Annotated in this window: 16 protein-coding genes and 1 pseudogene; 15 read left to right on the top strand and 2 right to left on the bottom strand. The window is 71.7% G+C overall.

Annotated features, from left to right (window positions below; genetic code table 11):
• Nucleotides 1-87 (bottom strand): annotated as a pseudogene (locus ABZ078_RS35905) (rRNA methyltransferase); the annotation flags it as partial.
• A gap of 87 nt (nt 88-174) precedes the next feature.
• On the opposite strand from ABZ078_RS35905, the gene ABZ078_RS35910 reads away from it, so the two are divergent.
• From ABZ078_RS35910 to ABZ078_RS35980, 15 genes are all read left to right on the top strand, one after another.
• On the top strand, nt 175-1,536 hold the full coding sequence (locus ABZ078_RS35910) for an ATP-grasp domain-containing protein (RefSeq protein WP_356582399.1): 1,362 nt from the start codon (nt 175-177) through the stop codon (nt 1,534-1,536).
• A gap of 20 nt (nt 1,537-1,556) precedes the next feature.
• Complete coding sequence (locus ABZ078_RS35915; RefSeq protein ID WP_356582401.1) at nt 1,557-2,927, top strand: biotin carboxylase; 1,371 nt, start codon at nt 1,557-1,559, stop codon at nt 2,925-2,927.
• A complete protein-coding gene (locus tag ABZ078_RS35920) occupies nt 2,924-4,204 on the top strand; it encodes an ATP-grasp domain-containing protein (RefSeq protein ID WP_356582402.1) in 1,281 nt (426 codons plus the stop codon). The genes ABZ078_RS35915 and ABZ078_RS35920 overlap by 4 nt, the downstream gene beginning before the upstream one ends.
• Before the next feature lie 34 nt (nt 4,205-4,238).
• Nucleotides 4,239-5,315, top strand: coding sequence for an LLM class flavin-dependent oxidoreductase (locus ABZ078_RS35925; RefSeq protein ID WP_356582404.1), 1,077 nt, complete (start codon nt 4,239-4,241; stop codon nt 5,313-5,315).
• Complete coding sequence (locus ABZ078_RS35930; protein WP_356582406.1) at nt 5,315-6,577, top strand: MFS transporter; 1,263 nt, start codon at nt 5,315-5,317, stop codon at nt 6,575-6,577. The genes ABZ078_RS35925 and ABZ078_RS35930 overlap by 1 nt, the downstream gene beginning before the upstream one ends.
• A gap of 75 nt (nt 6,578-6,652) precedes the next feature.
• Nucleotides 6,653-7,168, top strand: a complete 516-nt coding sequence (locus ABZ078_RS35935; RefSeq protein ID WP_356582408.1) for a flavin reductase family protein — start codon at nt 6,653-6,655, stop codon at nt 7,166-7,168.
• Entirely contained in the window at nt 7,165-8,064 is a 900-nt protein-coding gene (locus ABZ078_RS35940) for an EamA family transporter (protein WP_356582410.1), read from the top strand. The genes ABZ078_RS35935 and ABZ078_RS35940 overlap by 4 nt, the downstream gene beginning before the upstream one ends.
• On the top strand, nt 8,061-8,339 hold the full coding sequence (locus ABZ078_RS35945) for a hypothetical protein (RefSeq protein ID WP_356582412.1): 279 nt from the start codon (nt 8,061-8,063) through the stop codon (nt 8,337-8,339). The genes ABZ078_RS35940 and ABZ078_RS35945 overlap by 4 nt, the downstream gene beginning before the upstream one ends.
• Before the next feature lie 91 nt (nt 8,340-8,430).
• A complete protein-coding gene (locus ABZ078_RS35950) occupies nt 8,431-9,657 on the top strand; it encodes a fatty acid desaturase (protein ID WP_356582414.1) in 1,227 nt (408 codons plus the stop codon).
• Between the two features lie 142 nt (nt 9,658-9,799).
• Nucleotides 9,800-10,252: a cobalamin-dependent protein gene (locus ABZ078_RS35955; protein WP_356582416.1), complete on the top strand. Its 453-nt coding sequence runs from the start codon at nt 9,800-9,802 to the stop codon at nt 10,250-10,252.
• Nucleotides 10,249-11,721, top strand: a complete 1,473-nt coding sequence (locus tag ABZ078_RS35960; RefSeq protein ID WP_356582417.1) for a methylaspartate mutase — start codon at nt 10,249-10,251, stop codon at nt 11,719-11,721. Before ABZ078_RS35955 ends, ABZ078_RS35960 begins: the two co-directional genes overlap by 4 nt.
• Before the next feature lie 7 nt (nt 11,722-11,728).
• On the top strand, nt 11,729-12,691 hold the full coding sequence (locus ABZ078_RS35965) for a quinone oxidoreductase (protein WP_356582419.1): 963 nt from the start codon (nt 11,729-11,731) through the stop codon (nt 12,689-12,691).
• Nucleotides 12,692-12,764: 73 nt separating this feature from the next.
• The gene (locus ABZ078_RS35970) at nt 12,765-13,688 is read left to right on the top strand and encodes an EamA family transporter (RefSeq protein WP_356582421.1); all 924 of its coding nucleotides are present in this window, start codon (nt 12,765-12,767) and stop codon (nt 13,686-13,688) included.
• Nucleotides 13,689-13,747: 59 nt separating this feature from the next.
• Nucleotides 13,748-15,301, top strand: coding sequence for a pyridoxal-dependent decarboxylase (locus ABZ078_RS35975; RefSeq protein ID WP_356582481.1), 1,554 nt, complete (start codon nt 13,748-13,750; stop codon nt 15,299-15,301).
• 65 nt (nt 15,302-15,366) lie between these two features.
• Complete coding sequence (locus ABZ078_RS35980; RefSeq protein ID WP_356582423.1) at nt 15,367-16,473, top strand: LLM class flavin-dependent oxidoreductase; 1,107 nt, start codon at nt 15,367-15,369, stop codon at nt 16,471-16,473.
• Here ABZ078_RS35980 and ABZ078_RS35985 read toward each other — a convergent pair.
• The gene (locus tag ABZ078_RS35985) at nt 16,449-18,296 is read right to left on the bottom strand and encodes an EAL domain-containing protein (protein WP_356582425.1); all 1,848 of its coding nucleotides are present in this window, start codon (nt 18,294-18,296) and stop codon (nt 16,449-16,451) included. The genes ABZ078_RS35980 and ABZ078_RS35985 overlap by 25 nt on opposite strands.
• Nucleotides 18,297-18,389 lie beyond the last annotated feature (93 nt).

The raw sequence follows: 18,389 nt of genomic DNA on the forward strand, positions 1-18,389 counted from the left end.
GGGGTGCGGGCGCGGCACGAGGGAGGCGTACGTCGGCTCGGCGACCTCGGTCAGGAGCCCGTCCAGCGTGTCCCGTACGTCCGGGGCGCGGGCGAACCGCAGCCGGCCACGCCGGACTCGCTCGGATCCCACTCCGCGTCCCGCGGTGGAGCCCACGACAGACAGGGGGAAATCATGCAGTCGGCCACGGGGAAGGCCCAGGGAGTACTCATCCTCAGCCATGTCGGGTTCTCGTTCCTGGAGGACCTCGTCGAGGTACTGGACGCCCGCTCTCTCGCGTCCTACGTGCTGTCCTCGCTGCCCCTGCCCGAGCACCAGCTCGACAGGCCGCGCGAGATGCGCGAGAAGGCCGACGACGTGCGCGTCGTCGCCCGGCACGAACTGACCGAGGAGGACGTCGAGGCGTATCTGGCCGACCTGCGCGAACGCGGTGAGGACGTGGTCGCCTGCGTCAGCGTGTGGGAGGGCTACCGGCACCTGATGGCGCACGCCAACGCCGCGCTCGGTGTCCCCGACCTGGATCCCAAGCAGGTCCTGACGCTCCGCGACAAACTGACCGTGCGCAACCGGCTCGCCGACGCCGGACTGACCCGGTCCCGTGCGGCCGAGCTGACCAGGGAGTCGCTCGCGGCCCATCAGGGCCTGGAGCGGCGGCAGTTCGTCAAACCGGTGAGCGGCATCGCCTCCTACGGCGCCTTCCCGCTGTCACCCGGCACCACCTGGGACGACATCGAGCGGATCGTGCGGGAGGCAGGCGGCGACACCGTCTACGCCTCCGCCTTCGGCGACGACGGACTGACCTTCCTCGTCGAGGACTACGTCGAGGGGCAGGAGTTCAGCTTCGAGGTGATCGCCGACGACGGCGCCGTCTCCGTCGTGGCCGTACACGAGAAGTGCGAGGTCACCGAGGCGGCGGACACCGTACTGGAGAACGCCTGTGTCAGCCCGCCCCACGCTGTCGGCCAGGACGACCTGGCCCGGGGCCTGGCCTGGGTGCGCGAGGTGCTGGCCCACTTCGAGCTGCGGTGGGGCTGCTTCCACATCGAGGCCCGCTACGACGGCTCGCACTGGGACCTGATCGAGATCAACCCCCGAGTCGGCGGCGCCCTGATCTCCCCCAGCGTCAGGGAACTGACCGGACAGGCCGGGATGCTGGACCTCTGGACGGACGCACTGCTCGCCGCGGCCGGCGGGCCCTCGCGGCGCGCGGCCTTCCGGGACCGGCTCGCGGCGCTCGCGTACGCGCAGGACGGCTCGACGCCCACCCGGACGGCGACCTTCTTCCGGGTCTTCTTCGCCGAGAAGGGCCGCATCGAGCACCTCGGACCGCGCGAGGACCTGCCGCTGCGCCCCACGGTGACGCAGCTGCTGCTCAAGGCCGGTGACGTCGTCGACGCCGCCGCGCGCGAGGTCTTCCTGGGCCAGCTGCTGTGGAGCTTCCCCCGCGAGGAGAGCACCGCACGCCTGGCCGAGCTCGCCCGCACGTCCGCGCACGCCCTCGACGTCCGGTACGCGGACGCCACGCCGGATCTCTGACAGGCCCCAGGAGGCGCACCATGCCGGAACCCGCGACACGGTTCCTGATCATCGACTACAACCTGAGCCGGGTGGGTGACGTCCAGCGCATGGCGGAGTACGCCCGCAGCGCCTACGGCGCCGAGGTCACCCTCGTCCGCCCGAACCCGACCGCGACCGACCACCGGATCTGCGACGAGGTGATCGACCTCGACCCGCTGCGGCCCGACTTCGTCGAGGCGGGCGAGAAGCTGCTCGCCGACCGTAGCCACGAGTTCGCGGCGGGCGTGGTCTTCTCCGACAACGCGGTGGCCGGCGGTGCCGAACTGCTGAAGCGGCTCGGGCTCGCGGTGGACTCGCCCGCACTCGCCGACGGCGCGTTCTGCAAGCACGCCTACCGCAGCGCCGAGGCCCGCTCCCGCGACCTGCTCACCGCCCAGCGTGTCCTCGTCCCCGACTTCGCCCGCATCCGCTCACGGGCCGGCCTAGACGACTTCGCCGCCCGGCACCCGGAGGGCTTCGTCGTCAAGCCCACCAAGGAGGGCAACAACCGGGGCGTCGTCCTGGTCGGCCCCGGTGACGACGTGGACGCGGCGTTCGCCGAAGTGCTGCCGTACCTGGAGGACGGCGTGATCTGCGAGACGGTCATCCCCTACCGGCGTGAGTACTCCTACGACGGGCTGGGCGGGCTGTCCTTCCTCACCGAGAAGGTCAGCGCCGCCGGCCGCTACCCGGTGGAGGTCGCGCAGATCCTGCCGGCGCGGCTGGACCGGGCCGAACGCGGCACGCTGCAACGGGCCGGCCGTCTGGCGAACCTGCTGGTGGGCCAGTGCGACGGCCCGTTTCACAACGAGATCAAGCTCAGCGACGACGGCCAGTACGCCGCGGTCGTCGAACCCAACCGCCGCCCGGCCGGCATGCGGATCTGGTCCCTGGCCGAGTGGGTGTACGGAGTCGACCTGTACCGGCTCTGGGTGGACGCTGCCTTCGGCCGCTCCGGGGAAGTGGAACTGCCCACGCCGGGCTGCTCCGCGGCGGCGGTGATGCTGGGCGTCGCCGCCGACCGCACCTTCGGCCCCGACGACGTCGCACCCGGCGCCACGCCGTTCGAGGACGCCGTCGACCGGGCCGCGGCTCACCACGGGCTGGCCCCCGGCGAACTGTCCGCCACGGAGTTCGCCTGGCTCAGCCCCGAGCGCCGGCCGATCCACGTCGTCCCCCGGGACAACGCCGACTTCGCCGCCATGGGCTGCGTCGTCCTGCGCACGGACCGCGTGTCCGTGCGCGAGGTCGTGGACACGCTGCGCGCCGCCTGGCCGACCGCCCTGATGCGCAGCTGCCGCCCCGTCGCCGCCCCGGCGCACGCCACCTCCCACCAGGACCGCCGGACCGAGCTGGAAGTCACGCGATGAACATCCTCATCCTGCACCGCATCCCGTATCCCAAGATCGAGTACCACCGCGGCATCGACCACGAGCGGCACGACGTCACCTACTTCGGCACCGGCGCCGCCCTGGCGACGCTGCCCGCGGACCTGCGGTGCACGCGGGTCGAACGGCCCGGCGAGGACACCGCCTTCGACGAGGCGTGCGCCTGGCTCGCCGCCGAGCCCCGCACCTTCGACCGGATCATCTCGATGTCGGAGTACGAACTGCTCGACGCGGCCCGGCTGCGCGAGCGCCACGGCGTCGAAGGCGCCGGGGTGGAACAGGTCACGCTCGCGCGGGACAAGGTCCTGATGAAAAGGGCCGTACGAAGGGCCGGCCTGCGGGTGCCGCGGTTCCTGCCGCTGACCGACCTGCTCGACGGCCCGGAGCGGGCCGACTGGTCCGGGCCGACCGTGCTGAAGCCGCACAGCGGCGCCTCCAGCGTCGATGTCGTCGTGTTCGACGGCCCGGCCGAGACGTACGAGGCGATCACCGCCCGCCGGTCCGGGGTGACGGAGCTGGACGAGGCGTGCCGGGTGGGCGACTTCGAGGCCGAGGAGTTCGTCACCGGACCGATCCGGCACTTCGACGGGCTCGTCGAGCGCGGCCGGGTGCTGACCCTGGGTGCCAGTGAATACCTGGGCACCTGCCTGGACTACGCGCGGGGCGAGCCCATGGGCTCGTACCAGATCGAGCTGACGGACGAGACCCGTGACTGGGTGGCCCGCGCCCTCGACGCCGTCCGCATCCACGACGGCTGCTTCCACCTGGAGGCGATCGTCGACGGCGAGGAACTGGTCTTCCTGGAGGTCGGCCACCGGGTCGGCGGGGCCGACGTCGCCGCCACCTTCGAACTGGCCACCGGCATCCACCTGCCCTCCTGGGAGCTGCGGATCCTGCTCGGCGAACAGGTGGGCGACCTGCTGCCCGCGCCGCCCGACTCCCGCGACCGCTCCTGGTACGGATGGTTCGTCCTGCCCGGACACCACCTGAGCGGACACGTCTTCGAGGGATTCGACGGCGCCGAGGCGTTCCGTACCGCACCCGAGGCCGTCACCTGGCACGAACTCGCCGTCGGCGCGCAGATGCCGGACCACATCACCTACGGCGCGCACGAGACGGCGCTCGCCGGCATCGCGCGCACCGCCTCCCCCGACGCGACCCGGGAGTGGATGGCACGCCTGTTCGCCTCCCTGCGCGTCCGTACCTCCCTGCCCGGCCCCACGACCGAGCCGGCGGTGGCGGCCGCCGCCCGCGCCTGACCCGGCGTTCGACCACAGAAAGCAGACAACAGCCATGGAAGCACTCCGGTTCCACTGGGGCTCCGCACTGGACAGTGGGCAGAAGAAGTCGACCGAGCAGTACCGGTCCGACCTGCTCGACCTCGATGGCGCGATCGAGTACGCGCAGGACGCGGAGGCCCTGGGCGTCGAATCCCTCCTGATGGCGCAGAGCTACAGCCTGCCGGACCCGCTGCCGGTCATCGGGGCCCTCGCCCGCGAGACCCGGAGGGTGAAGTTCATCCTCGCCTACCGCCCGGGGCTGATGTCGCCCACGCTGTTCACCCAGATCGTCAACACCCTGTCGTGGATGTCCGACGGGCGGATCGCACTGAACGTGGTGGCGGGCATCTCCCCGGCCGAGCAGGCCTATTACGGCGACTTCCTCGCGCACGACGACCGTTACGCGCGCGCCGGTGAGTTCCTCGACATCCTGCACCGCTTCTGGCGGGGCGAGACCCCGATGTCGTACGAGGGCCGGCACTACCGGCTGGAGGAGGCGCAGCTCGGTCTCGGGCACAAGGGGGGCGGCCGGCCGGAGATCTACATCAGCGGCGCCTCCGCCGTCGCCCAGCACACGGCCGTCACCCACGGCGACTGCTGGTTCCGCTACGGCGACACGCCCGCGGAGATCGCCAAGGCGGCCGAGCCCCTTCTCGCGCAGGGCACCGAAGTCGGCGTACGGATGCAGGTGCTGGCCCGTCGGACACGCGAGGAGGCGCTGGCCGATCTCGCCGAGGTGATGAGCGAGACGGACGAGAACCATCGGGAGTTCGTCGCCCGGTTCGTGGCCGCCGCGGACTCCCAGGCCGTGAAGAACTCCTTCCGGCTGGCCGACGAGTCCGACCACGGCTGGCTCTCGCCGCTGATCTGGTCCGGTGCCGTCGCCTACCGCGGCGGTCCCGCGCTGTGCCTGGTCGGCAGCTACGCCGAGGTCGCCGCCTACCTGATGGAGTACAAGGCGGCCGGGGTCAGCCAGTTCATCTTCTCCGGCTGGCCCGCCCGGGACGAGATGCGCCACTTCTTCACCGAGGTGGTCCCGCGTGTGCGCGAGCTGGAGCAGCGCGCCCAGTCCCCACTGGCGGCACGCTGATGGCCGCCGCACGCGCACAGCGGGTGCTGTTCGCCGGCGGCGTGCTGCTGGGACTGACGGCGGAGCAGGTCGTGCTTTTCAGCGTCCCCCTGCTCATCTACCAGGAGACCGGGAACGTCTCGACCCTCGGTATCGCCTACGCCGTCGAATGGCTGCCCTGCCTGCTGGCCTACGCCTTCGCCGGCGTGCTCGCCGACCGGGACGGCGGACCGCGGCTGTTCTTCCGGGCCAACACCGGTCGCGCCCTCGTGCTGGCCTGCGCCGTCGTCCTGTGCCTGGCCAGGCCGTCCTGGACCACGGCGGTGCTCATGGTCAACGGCGCGCTGCTGGCGACGCTGGTGGCGCCCGTGCGCATGGCCATCGAGAAGGTCGTCCCCCAGCTCGCCAAGGGCGACGACCTCGCCAAGACCCAGGCGCTGGTGCAGAACACCGAGCTGCTCGCCCAGGCTCTGGGGCCGGGCCTGGCGATGGGTGCCGTGGTGGTCCTCGGCAAGCTGTGGCTCCTCGGGCTCGCCGCCGCCATGTTCGCCGTCGCGGCCCTGTGCTGGCTGCCGCTGCCGCGCCCGGTCCGCGATCCCGCCCCGGCCGCGGCCGACGGTGCCACCGGCACGGCCCGTGCGACGCTGGCCGAACTCGCCCTCGGCTGGCGGCTGCTGGCCGGCAACCGGCCGGTGATGCTGCTGGCCTGCGTGAACTTCTCCATCAACCTCGTGTTCGCCACCGTGCTGGGGGCCAACGCGGCGGTGGTGACCGGGGTGCTCAAGGCACCGGAGTCGTCCTTCGCCCTGCTCAACATGTGTGTCGGCGTGGCGGGCTTCCTCAACCTGATGCTCACCCCGGTGCTGCTGAAGAGGTTCGACGTGCGGTTCGTCGGGGCGCTCGGCTTCACCGTGCTGTGCGCCGCGCTGCTGGTCCTCGGCCTCGCACCGTCCTTCGGCGTCTACGGGACGGCGTTCGTGCTGGGCATGTGCGGCGTCGCCTACTTCAACATCTTCAACCGCACCCAGCGCGTGCGGGTGATCCCCAAGGAGCATCTGGGGAAGGTGATGGGTCCGTTCTTCCTGCTCAACCTGCTCTCCTTCCCCATCGGCGGCCTGCTGATCAGCGCCTTCGGCGCCTCGCTCGGCCCGCAGCGGCTCGTCGCAGTGCTGGCGTTGCTGCTCACCGCCTTCGGCGCGGTGCTGCTGCCGCTGACCATGCGCAGCTTCCGCACGGCTCTCGCCGCACGCGAGAACACACCACCGGTCCCGGTCGAGGCGTGAGCGAGACGGACTCCACGAGAGCCGGACGCACCGGACGCACCGGATTCCAGAAGACCAGAAGAAAGGGGGCAAGTCATGAACGTACTGGCCGATGACGTGCGGCGGCCGGTGGATCCGGGGGTCTTCCGCGACGCCATGGCACTGCTCGCGGCCCCGCTGACCATCGTCACCACTCTCGATGCCCAGGGGCGCCGCCAGGGCTTCACCGCGAGCTCCGTGACGTCGGCGTCCCTCGAACCGCCGCTGCTGCTGGTGGGCCTGTCGAACACCTCCAGCTGCCGGCCGGCGCTGACCCAGTCGGACGGCTTCGTCGTCAACGTGCTCGGCGAGCAGCACGCCGAGGTCGCCGGCCGGTTCGCCACGCGGGATGTGGACCGGTTCGCGGAGCAGGACTTCGGCAGCTGGCCGGGGTGCGGGCTGCCGTATCTGACGGACGCGAACGCCGTGCTGCGGTGCACGACGGTGGACCGCGTACCGGTCGGCGACCACCTGTTGCTGATCGGGGAGTTGACCGGCGTCCTCACACCGGGCTCGGCGCCGCCTCTGCTGTGGTACCAGCGCGCGTTCCGCTCCACTCGGAGGGCCTCGTGAAACCGGCCCACGTGCTGCTCGCCGTCCTGATCACCGCCGTCTGGGGTGTCAACTTCTCGGTGATCAGGATCGGGCTGGACTCGGTGGACCCGTTCGTCCTGGCCGGACTGAGGTTCCTGCTCTGCGCCCTGCCCGCGGTCTTCTTCATCCGGCGGCCCGACGTGCCCATGCGGTACGTCGCCGCGTATGGCCTGGTCTTCGGCGTCGGCTTGTGGGGCGTGGTCAACCTCGGTATCGCAACCGGGCTGTCCTCCGGGGTGGCGTCGCTGGTGCTGCAGTTCAGCGCCTTCAGCACGATCCTGCTCGGCGCGGCGGTGTTCCGGGAGCGGGTGTCGCGACACCAGTACGCGGGCGCTCTGCTGGCCCTGCTGGGCCTCGGCGCCATCGCCTTCGTCACCGACGGCAGCGTCACGGCCCTGGGCGTGGTGCTGGTGCTGTGCGGTGCCCTGTCGTGGAGCGTGGCCAACATCCTGCTGAAGAAGTCGGCGCCGAAGGACGTCCTGGCGTTCCTCGTGTGGTCGAGCCTCTTCTCACCGCTGCCGCTGTTCGCCCTGGGCTGGGCGACCGGGGGGTCGGCCGTATTCACGGATCTGGTGTCAGGGCTCGACTCCGTGGGCGTGCTGTCGATCCTCTTCCAGGCCTACCCGAACACCGTCTTCGCGTACGCCGTCTGGAACTGGATGCTGCGGGAGTACCCCGTCTCCACGGTCGCCCCGCTGTCGCTGCTGGTGCCGGTCTTCGGGCTGCTGGGGTCGGTGCTGATCTTCGACGAGCGGCTGCCGGGCATCAAGTCGCTGTCCATGGCCCTGATCATTCTCGGCCTGGTGGTCGGTCTCTACGGCAACCGGGTCGCCACCGCGTTCAAGAACGTGAACCGTCTGGGGGAGATCTCATGACTCAACGCGCAATGATCCCGGGGGTCGTCGACGGGACGGTGTCCGTCTCGCTCGACCAGGGGGGAAACGTCACTCTCCACGTCCTCGTCGGAGACGTCGGGCTCTCGGGCGCCGCCGGCGGGGGCGACTACGTGGAGATCGTCCTGGGCCCGGAGCACGCCGGCGAACTCGGCGAAACGCTGCGCGGCGTCAATCACCACAGCCAGACGGTGCCCTGCTCGGTGGGTGTCCGCTTCGACTCCCGCCCTTCGGCGCTGAGCACGGCCGCCTGCTGAACGCGACGAAGAACAGCGCACCGGAAGCACGGACAAGCACGGAAACAGAGAACCACGGAAACAGAGAACCACGGAACCGATTGGAGCTGTTGTGTCGGCGATCAACTCCGCAGTCCGGAGTGCCGGTGTCGAGCCCTCGTCCCCGCCCGGGCCCGGTGACGCCCGCGCGTCCATGGCCCGCCTGCCGAAGGCGCTCCAGTACCCGCTGACCCTGTTCACGGGAAAGGCGCTGCCCGGCCAGGCCGCACCGGGCTGGACTCCCACCCTCCACCTGGCCACGGCGCTCTCCTCCACGGTCGCGGGTGTCCTGGTCGGCGCCTTGGGCTGGGTGCTGGGCGGGGGCTGGCTGCTGCTCCTGATACCCGGCTGGGCGAGCACGCTGCACGGCATGCGCAACCTGCGGATGATGATCTACCACCAGTGCTCGCACCGGAACATGTACCGGCAGCGGAAGCTGGACCGCTTCATCGGGCACGGCATCTCCAGCCTGCTCATCATCCAGAACTTCCAGCGCTACAGCCGCGAGCACGTCAAGGACCACCACGCCGCCGGACACATGACGCTCAAGGACCCCACCGTCCAGGCGTTCCTGGTCAGCCTCGAACTGCACCCTGGTATGACGCGTCGTCAGATGTGGCGCCGGCTGCTGGGCAAACTCGTCTCCCCGCGCTTCCACTTCGCCTTCGCGGTCGCCCGCGCCCGTGCCTTCTGGAGCGAGTCGGCCCGCAGCGAGAAGGTCTCCGCGCTGGTGCTGTACGGCGCCGCCGTCACGGCCGGCGTACTCACCGGCGCCTGGCCGGCCCTGCTGGTGATCTGGTTCGTGCCGCTGATCCCGCTGTTCCAGGTGAGCAACACGCTGCGCCTGTGCGTCAAGCACACCTTCCCCGAACCCGGGGTGGAGGTCCGCCACGGCCGTGAGTACTTCGCCGGCCTGACCAACGCGATCTTCATCGGCGACCCCGTGCCCGCCGCCGGCCTCCCCCTCGGGCGGCGCCTTTCGGCCTGGGCCCGCTGGACGCTGCGGCTGGTGTTCCTGCACGCGCCGTCCCGCTACCTGGTGCTCACCGGCGACACCGTGGTGCACGACTACCACCACCGCTACCCGGCGGCCCGCGACTGGGCGAACTACATCTTCGCCCGCCAGGAGGACATCGACACCGGTCACCAGGGCTGGCCCCCGTACCACGAGGTCTGGGGCCTCTTCCCCGCCATCAGCCACGTCTTCGACTCGCTGTCCCGCGCGGACGCCCAGGAGTACGACATCAACCGTCTGAAGGCGGTCAGCAAGCGCGAACTGTTCGCGGCCTTCGACGACTGAGGTGACCGGCACGCAGCGCATGTGCCCCGCACGTCCGACGAGCCACCCGAACGACCACCCGCACGACCGGCCCGATCGACGACCGGCACATACGACGACCGACACATACGACGACCGACACGTGGGACGAGGAAACAGGTTCATGCAGAGCCAGCAAACAACAGGAACCCGCACGGTGATCCTCGGCGTGGCCGCCAGCGACAGCCACGCCGTGGCCAACCATCTGATCGCGTACTCGTTGCGCGGCGTCGGCTTCGATGTCGTCAACCTCGGCACATGCACCCCCGTCGAGGAGTTCGCCACAGCGTGCGGCGAGCATCCCGACGCCGAAGCCGTCATCATCGGCAGCCTCAACGGCCACGTCCACGAGGACCTGCGCGGACTCGCGGAGGCCAAGAACTCCGGGCGGATCGCCTGCCCGGTCATCGTCGGCGGCAACCTCTCCGTCGGCAGTCACAAGGACGCGTCGGACCACGAGCGCCTCTATGCCCTCGGCGTCGACCACATCCTGGCGGACCCTGCCCAACTGCCCGCGCTCCTGGACCTGTTGCGCGCCACGCGGAAGCACGCGGCCCCCATGCGTACGGCGTCATGACGAGGACGCACAAGCCGCTGGCCCTTCTCGGCACCCCCGCCGGGAAGGGCACCTCGGCGCCCGCGCCCACGGGGGACGCGGACCCGGGCCTGCCCACCCTCGCGGAGTCGGCCGCCTACATGGGCGCGCTCGGCAAACCGACGGCCGCCGACGTCCTGGAGGCCTGCCGTGCCTCGGGCCGGGTGGCCATCCAGCCCCGGTGCGGGGTCGGCGGGCACGCCGAGATGACGCACCTGCTCGCCACCCTGGAGGCCGAGGCCCGCCCCGACATCCTCACCCTCACCATCGACTCGCACACCCGGCTCAAGCGGTTCGAGGAGGCGCTGCGCACCCTCAATCTGCGCCCCGCCGACCTCAACGGCTATCCCCTGGTCGCCCATGGCTGGCGGCGCGGCCGGGAGCTGAACGAGTCGGTCGCCGCTCCCCTGGAGATCCGGCACGGCTCACCGGACGCCAGGCGGCTTTTCGACGTCTCCGTCGCGTCCGGGATCACCTCGTTCGAGGGCGGCGGGATCTCGTACAACCTGCCGTACTCCAAGGCGGTGCCGCTCACCGAGTCCCTCGCGGCCTGGCAGGACGTCGACCGCCGCTGCGGCGAGCTCGCCGAGCACGGCGTGATCATCGACCGGGAGCTGTTCGGCACCCTCACCGCCGTCCTGGTGCCGCCCTCCATCAGCCTGGCCATCAGCGTCATCGAGGCGGTGCTGGCCGCACGCGCGGGCGTGCGCTGCGTCTCCGTCGCGTACCCGCAGGGCGGCCACCTCGCCCAGGACATCGCGGCGCTGCGCTGCATCCCCGTCCTCGCCGAGCGCTACCTGCCCGCCGATGTCCAGGTGCACGCCGTGCTGCACGAGTTCATGGGGGTCTTCCCCCGGCAGCGCGGCAACGCCGAGGACCTCATCCTCTACGGGGCGCTCGTGGCCCGGCTCGGCGGTGCCTCCAAGCTCATCACCAAGACCTACCAGGAGGCGTACGGCATCCCCGACACCGCGGCCAACGTGGCGGGCCTGAGGCTCGCGGACCGGGCCAACTCGCCCTTGCTGGGCTTCCTCACCGTCGACGAGGCGAGCATCGCCGACGAGCGGGAATGGATCCTGGCGGAGGTCGCCGACCTGGTCGAACCGCTGATCGAGCGGGCCGACCTGATCGAGGCGGTCACGGACGCGTTCGACCGGGGCCTGCTGGACATCCCGTTCAGCGCCAGCCGCCACGCACGCTCGGACGTCATCCCACGGCGCGACGCCGAGGGCGCCATCCGCTATCTGTCGGTGGGGTCCCTGCCGTTCTCCGCGGCCAACCGCCGCCGCAACCAGGAACTGCTCCGAGCCGTGCCCGACGCCGAGGCCGAGCTCGGATCCCTGATGGCCGGACTCACCGGTGACATCAACTACTTCCGCCATGTTTTCGAAGAGACCGACCAGACAACGTCACTGGGCGGAATCAGTGCCGACATCCCAGCGAACAAGTGAGGTACCCATGCGCGCGATCCAGGTGAGCGGGGCAGGCGGCTCCGCGGCCCTCAACCCGACCGAACTGGCCGAGCCCACGCCGGCACCCGGCGAGGCCGTGGTGCGCAACGCCGCGATCGGACTCAACTTCATCGATGTCTACTTCCGCGACGGCACCTACCCCACGACGTACCCGTTCGTCCCCGGCCAGGAGGCGGCGGGCACGGTCACCGCCGTGGGCGAGGGCGTCGAGGGCGTCGCCGTGGGCGACCGGGTCGCCTACGCCACCCAGCTGGGCGCCTACGCGGAACTCACCGCCGTACCGGCCGCCAAGCTGGTGCCCGTCCCCGAGGGCGTCGAACTCCGTGACGCCGCGGCCGTGCTGCTGCAGGGCCTGGCCGCGCACTACCTCACCCACACCACACACCCGATCGTCGCCGGTGAGAACGTGGTCGTCCTCGCCGCGGCCGGCGGCCTGGGCCAACTGCTGGTGCAGCTGGCCGCGCACCGCAAGGCGGCCGTGATCGCGGTCGCCTCCAGTGAGGAGAAGCGCCGGATCGCGCTGGCGGCCGGTGCCCGGCACGCCCTGCCCTACGACGGCTTCGACGAGCGGGTCCGGGAGATCACCGGCGGCGAAGGCGCCCATGTCGTCTACGACTCGGTGGGCGCGGACACCTTCGACCGCAGCCTCGGCTCACTGCGCCGCCGCGGCCACCTCGTGGTCTGCGGGCTCTCCAGCGGCCCGGTCGGCGCGATCGACCTCGAACGGCTGCGTACAGCGGGTTCCGTGACCCTGACCCGGCCGTCCCTCGCCGACCACGTGCCTGACGCGGCGTCCCTGCGCGCCGCCGCCGCGGAGCTGTTCGGCCACGTCGCCGACGGCGTCGTACGGCCGCGGGTGCAAGTCGAACTGGATCTGGCCGAGGCGGCGCGGGCACACGACCTGCTCGAAGGCCGGGGCACGACCGGGAAGGTCCTGCTGACGCCCTGACGGCGCGGCGCGGCGGGCTGGAGGAAGGAAGCGCCGAGGACGGCGCCACAAGAGCGCCGAGGAAGGCTGGATCATGAGTGTCGAAGCGGGAGTCGGGACGAAGGCCGCGCACGCCGCCGTCACGGCGGGCAGTACGGACCCGGCGGGTACGCAGGGCAGAGGGCTCGGCTCGGTCCCGGCGCCGCTGCTGATGATGATCGGCATGGTCAGCACCCAACTGGGCGCGGTCTTCGCCAAGCAGTTGTTCGGCACGGTGGGCCCCGCAGCCATGACGGTGCTCCGTCTCGGCTTCGCCGCCGTGGTGCTGCTGTGGTGGTGGCGGCCCTCGTTCCGCCTGGAGCGGCGCACCGCCCTCGCGGTGGCCGGCCTCGGGATCACCATCGCGGGCATGAACATCTGCTTCTACCTGTCCATGGCCCGTATGCCCGTCGGCGTGGCGCTGACCGTCGGCATGGCAGGACCGCTGATGGTCGCCGCGCTGTCCAGCCGGCGGGCACGCGACCGGCTGTGGACCCTGCTGGCCGGCGCGGGCATCGCCCTGCTCGGCTGGCAGGGAGGCGCCGCGGGCCTGACGGGAATGCTGATCGCCGCCGCCTGCGCCGTGTTCTGGGGCGCGTATGTGCCCATGTCCGCCCGGGTCGGCGCACTGCTGCCGGGTGGCGGCGGGCTCGCCCTGGCCATGTCCTTCGGCACGGTGTGCGCCCTGCCGATCGGACTCGCCGAGGGCGGGGCGGCCTTTGCCGACCCGTGGGTGCTCGCCTTCGGGTTCGGCGTCGCGATGCTGTCCTCCCTCGTGCCCTACACCTGCGAGATGGAGACCCTGCGCCGGGTGTCGGCGCTGGTCTTCGGCGTGCTGCTGAGCCTGGAGCCGGCGATCGGCGCCGTGGTCGCGCTGATCGTGCTGGGCGAGACCCTCTCGCTCGGTCAGGTCATAGGCCTCGCGTCCGTCGTCGTCGCGTCGATCGGGGTCATCCGCAGCACCCGTACCGCCTCCTGAACCCGCCCGGCCCCGCCCTGAGCACCGAACCCCACAGAAGGACGAGATCCGTGAACGACATGAACCCCGCCCCGACCGGCACCGACCGGCGCGTGGCGCTGGCGGGCACCGCCGACGGCATCGAGCAACTGCGCACGCTGGTGGACACCGCCCTCGACGCGGTCTCCGGTGCGGCGGTCAAACGAGGTGGCCCGGTCGTGGCAGGCGGCCCCGACGCGGCGATCGCCGCCGTGCGGGACCTGGTGCGCCAGGACGGATTCCTGACCCGAGCACCGGGACCGGACCGCGTGGGCGAACTCTTCGAGGCCTACGCGACCTGGGCCGCCGATCTCACGCATCCGGCGGCCGTCTCGCGCATGCAGTGCGCGCCCACGCCCGCCGCGGTCGCCGCCGAACTGCTCGCCGCCGTCCTCAACCAGTCCCTCCACTCGTGGGAGAGCGGCCCCTTCGCCCTGGAACTGGAGCGCCGGCTCATCCGCGAGATGGCCGGCTGGGTCGGCTACGACCAGGAGGCGGCGTCCGGGACGCTCACTCCCGGAGGGAGCATCTCCAACCTCATGGGGCTGCTGCTCAGCCGCGACCACGCGCTCGGGGGCACCGCCGACGGTGACGTCTCGCGGGCGGGACTCACCGGCCAGGCGCTGCGGCCGCGGATCCTGTGCTCCGCGGCCGCCCACTTCTCCATCGCACGTGCCGCCGGCTTCCTGGGGCTGGGGCGCGACGCGGTGGTGAGGGTGCCGGTGGACGACATGGGCCGGATGATCCCGGAGGAGGCCCGCCGACTGCTCGACGGGTTCGGCCCGGACGAGACATGCATCGCCCTGGTGGCGACCGCGGGCACCACCGACCACGGCTCCTTCGACCCGCTGCGGGAGCTCGCCGCCCTGGCCGCGGAGCACCGGACATGGCTGCACGTCGACGCCGCGTACGGAATCGGGGCCCTGTTCTCCCAGACCCTCGCCACGCACCTCGACGGTCTCGCCGAGGCCGACTCCATCGCCTTCGATCTGCACAAGTTCGGCTGGACCCCGGCGTCCTCCAGCGTTCTGCTGGTGGGTGACCGGACCCGGATGAGCCCGCTCACCCAGCAGGCCGTCTACCTCAACCCGCCGGACGACGAGGCGGAGGGGTACACCGCGCTCCTGGGGACGTCGCTGCAGACCACCCGCCGCTCCGACGCCTTCAAGATCGCGGCGTCGCTGCTCGCCCTCGGCCGCAAGGGCATGGGCGACTGGGTCGACGCCTGCCACGCGCAGGCCCGCCATGCGGCCGCCCGCATCGCCGGCGACCCGGACCTCGAACTGCTCGCCGAACCGGTGCTCAGCACCGTGATCTTCCGGTGCCGGACCAGTGAGCCCGTCGACGACGAGAGCGCCTGGAACGCCGCGGTCCGGCGGCACCTGATGGCCGAGGGACGGGCCCTCCTGGCCCGCACGAAGGTACGGCGCCCGGACGGCGGGTTCCAGGTGCACCTGAAGCTGGTCTTCCTGACCCCGGCGACCTCGACCGCCGAGATCGACGCGCTCCTGGACGACGTCGTCACCGCGGCCGCGGAGGTGCGGGAGGCGAGGGAGCAGGCGGGCGCCGGCCGTCCCGCCCCTGGAGGGGAATAACCGGAGAGTGCCTCCTGTTGGATGGCTGCGGACAGCGCACGGCACCACAACAGGAGGCACCCCCCGTGGCGGCAGACGAGACCCAGGCCGACGGCATCCGAGGCACGGCACAAGGCACCGCCCCCGTCCCCCTGTCCGTACTGGACCTGGTCACGGTCAGCGCCGGCCACACCGCCGCCGACGCCCTGCGCACGAGCGTCGCGCTGGCCCGGCTCGCGGAGTCTCGCGGCTTCCACCGCCACTGGGTCGCCGAGCACCACTCCATGCCGGGCGTGGCGTCCTCGTCCCCCGCCGTGATCCTCGCCCACCTCGCCGCCCACACCCACCGCATCCGCCTCGGCTCCGGCGGCGTGATGCTCCCGAACCACGCCCCGCTGGTCATCGCGGAGCAGTTCGGCACCCTGGAGGCCATGGCCCCCGGCCGTATCGACCTCGGCCTCGGCCGCGCCCCGGGCACGGACGGCGCCACCGCGGCCGCCCTCCGCCGCACGGACCTCCTCGACGAGGGCGCCGACGACTTCCCCGAGCAACTCGCCGAGCTCACCCGCTTCCTGGACGACGACTTCCCCGACGGCCACTCCTACCGCCGTGTCCACGCAGTCCCCGGCCCGGTCCAGGCGACCTCACCCGGTGGCGTCCAGTCGCCGCACCGCCCGCCGATCTGGCTGCTCGGCTCCTCCGGCTTCAGCGCCCGCCTGGCCGCCGTCCTCGGCCTGCCCTTCGCCTTCGCGCACCACTTCTCCGCGCGGAACACCATCCCGGCCCTCGACCTGTACCGGGAGTCCTTCCGGCCGTCCGCCGTCCTCGACCGGCCGTACGCCCTCATCGGCGTCTCCGCCCTCGCCACCGACGAGGAGAAGGAGGCCCGCCGCCAGGTCAGGGCCGCCGCCCTCGGCATGATCCGCCTGCGCACCGGCCGCCCCGGCCTGATCCCCACCCCCGAGGAGGCCGAGGCGTACGCATTCACCCCGGCGGAGCGGGAGTTCGCCGACTCCTGGAACGCCAACGTCGTCCACGGCACCCCCGACGAGGTCCGCACCGGCCTCGACGACCTCCACAAGCGCACCGGCGCCGACGAGTTGATGATCACGAGCAACGCGCCCGGCATGGACGTACGCCTGCGCTCGTACGAACTCATCGCGGATGCCTACGGGTTGCCCGCGGCCTCCTGAACCTCGCACCCGCACACCCTCAACTCGGAGATGCGATCCGGCGGCACCGGCCGCGAGTACAGCCACCCCTGGCCGGTGTCACAGCCGATCCGGCGCAGACGCGAGGCCTGGGCCAGGGTCTCCACGCACTCCGCGGTGACCGTCAGGCCCAGCCGGTGGGCGAGTTGGATCATCGCCTCGACCACCACCTCGTCGGCCGGGTTCGGCGGGACGGCCGCGGCGTTGTCGCTCTCGTACTGGAAGCCCCGTACGAAGGAGCCGTCCAGCTTCAGGACGGAGACGGGCAGGCGGCTGAGGTACGCCAGGTTCGAGTAGCCCGTGCCGAAGTCGTCGATCGCGATGCGCACGCCCATGTCGCTGAGCGCCTGGAGGGCCTGGAGCGGTCGGCCCGCCGAGCCCATCACCGCCGACTCGGTGAGCTCCAACTGGAGCAGGTGGGGGGCGAGTTGCGTCTCTTCGAGGATCCGCGCCACGTCCGCCACCAGGTCGGAGTCCCAGACCTGGCGCACGGCCACGTTGACGCTCACGAAGATCGGCGGTTCGTCGGGGTGCGTCGTCTGCCAGGCGCGCGCCTGGCGGCAGGCGGTCGCCAGGATCCAGCGGCCGAGCGGCACGATCGAGCCGTCCTCCTCGGCCAGTCCGATGAACCGATTCGGCGCCAGTACGCCGAACTGGGGATGGTTCCAGCGGACCAGCGCCTCGACACCGCGCAGCAGACCGTCCTCCATGCTCACCAACGGCTGGTACTCCAGGGCGAATTCACCCCGGTCGATGGCCGGACGGAGCGTGGAGGCGAGGGCCTGGCGGGTCATGCGGTGGGCGTTGCGTTCGGGGTCGAACAGTGTCCAGCGGTCCTTGCCGTCGGCCTTCGCCCAGTACAGCGTGGTGTCCGCGGCCTGCATCAGGGCGGTCGGGGTGGTGCCGGTCGCCTGGCGTTCCACGACGCCGATCGAGGCCGACACCGACAGACGCCGGCCGGAGAGGTCGAACGGGGCCCGCAGGGACTCGAGCACCGACTCGGCGAGGTCGGCGAGTTGCTCGGTGCCCGTCGAGTCCTCGACGAGCAGGGCGAACTCGTCGCCGCCGAGCCGTGCCACCAGCGGCGGGCTCGACCGGGCGTAGCCCGCCTCCTCGGCGCAGCGCGTGAGCCGTTCGGCCACGGCGGCCAGCAGGGTGTCGCCGATGCGGTGGCCGAGGGTGTCGTTGATCGCCTTGAAGCCGTCGAGGTCCAGATAGCACAGGCCGATGCGGCCGGTGGTGCCGCTGTCCTCGTACGCCTCCGCCTCCAGCGCCGCCGACAGCCGCTCGAAGAACAGGGTGCGGTTGGGCAGCCGGGTCACCGGGTCGTGCATCTGCAAGTGCCGCACCCGCGCCTGGAGTTCGCGGTGGGCGCTGATGTCGGCGACGGACAGCAGGACGCCGCCCCGCTCCTCCCCGGGCAGCGGCGTGACCGTGACCTGGGCCCACAGGGAGTGTCCGTCGGGGTGCTTGAGGCGGCGCGTGCAGCGCAGTCTGGCCTGGCGGCCGCGCAGCACTTCGAGGTACGCGTGCCAGGTGCGCGCGTCGGAGGTGAGGTCCACCAGGTCCGCGGCGACGGAACCGGCCAACTCCCCGGGTGCCGTGCCGAGCAGCTCGGCGAGGGCGGGATTGGCGCCGGACACCAGGCCCTCGCGGTCCACCACGGCCATCGCCAGGGGCGCGGCCCGGAAGGCGGACGAGTAGCGCGGCGCCCCGGTACCAGGAGATGTCTGTACGTTACTCTCTGTGACGGCTGGCCCGATGAGGTCTGCCGCGGGCGTCGGCCCTTCGGACGTTCCGCTCACCGCTCGCTCCCGCAGTGCACTCGTTCTTCGGATGGGTCTCATCGGAATGGCCGGCCGGGGGCGGTCGGCCTCCGGGCCGTGTCCGTGCAGGAA

The sequence above is a fragment of the Streptomyces sp. NPDC006385 genome, assembly GCF_040612485.1.
GTDB lineage: Bacteria > Actinomycetota > Actinomycetes > Streptomycetales > Streptomycetaceae > Streptomyces.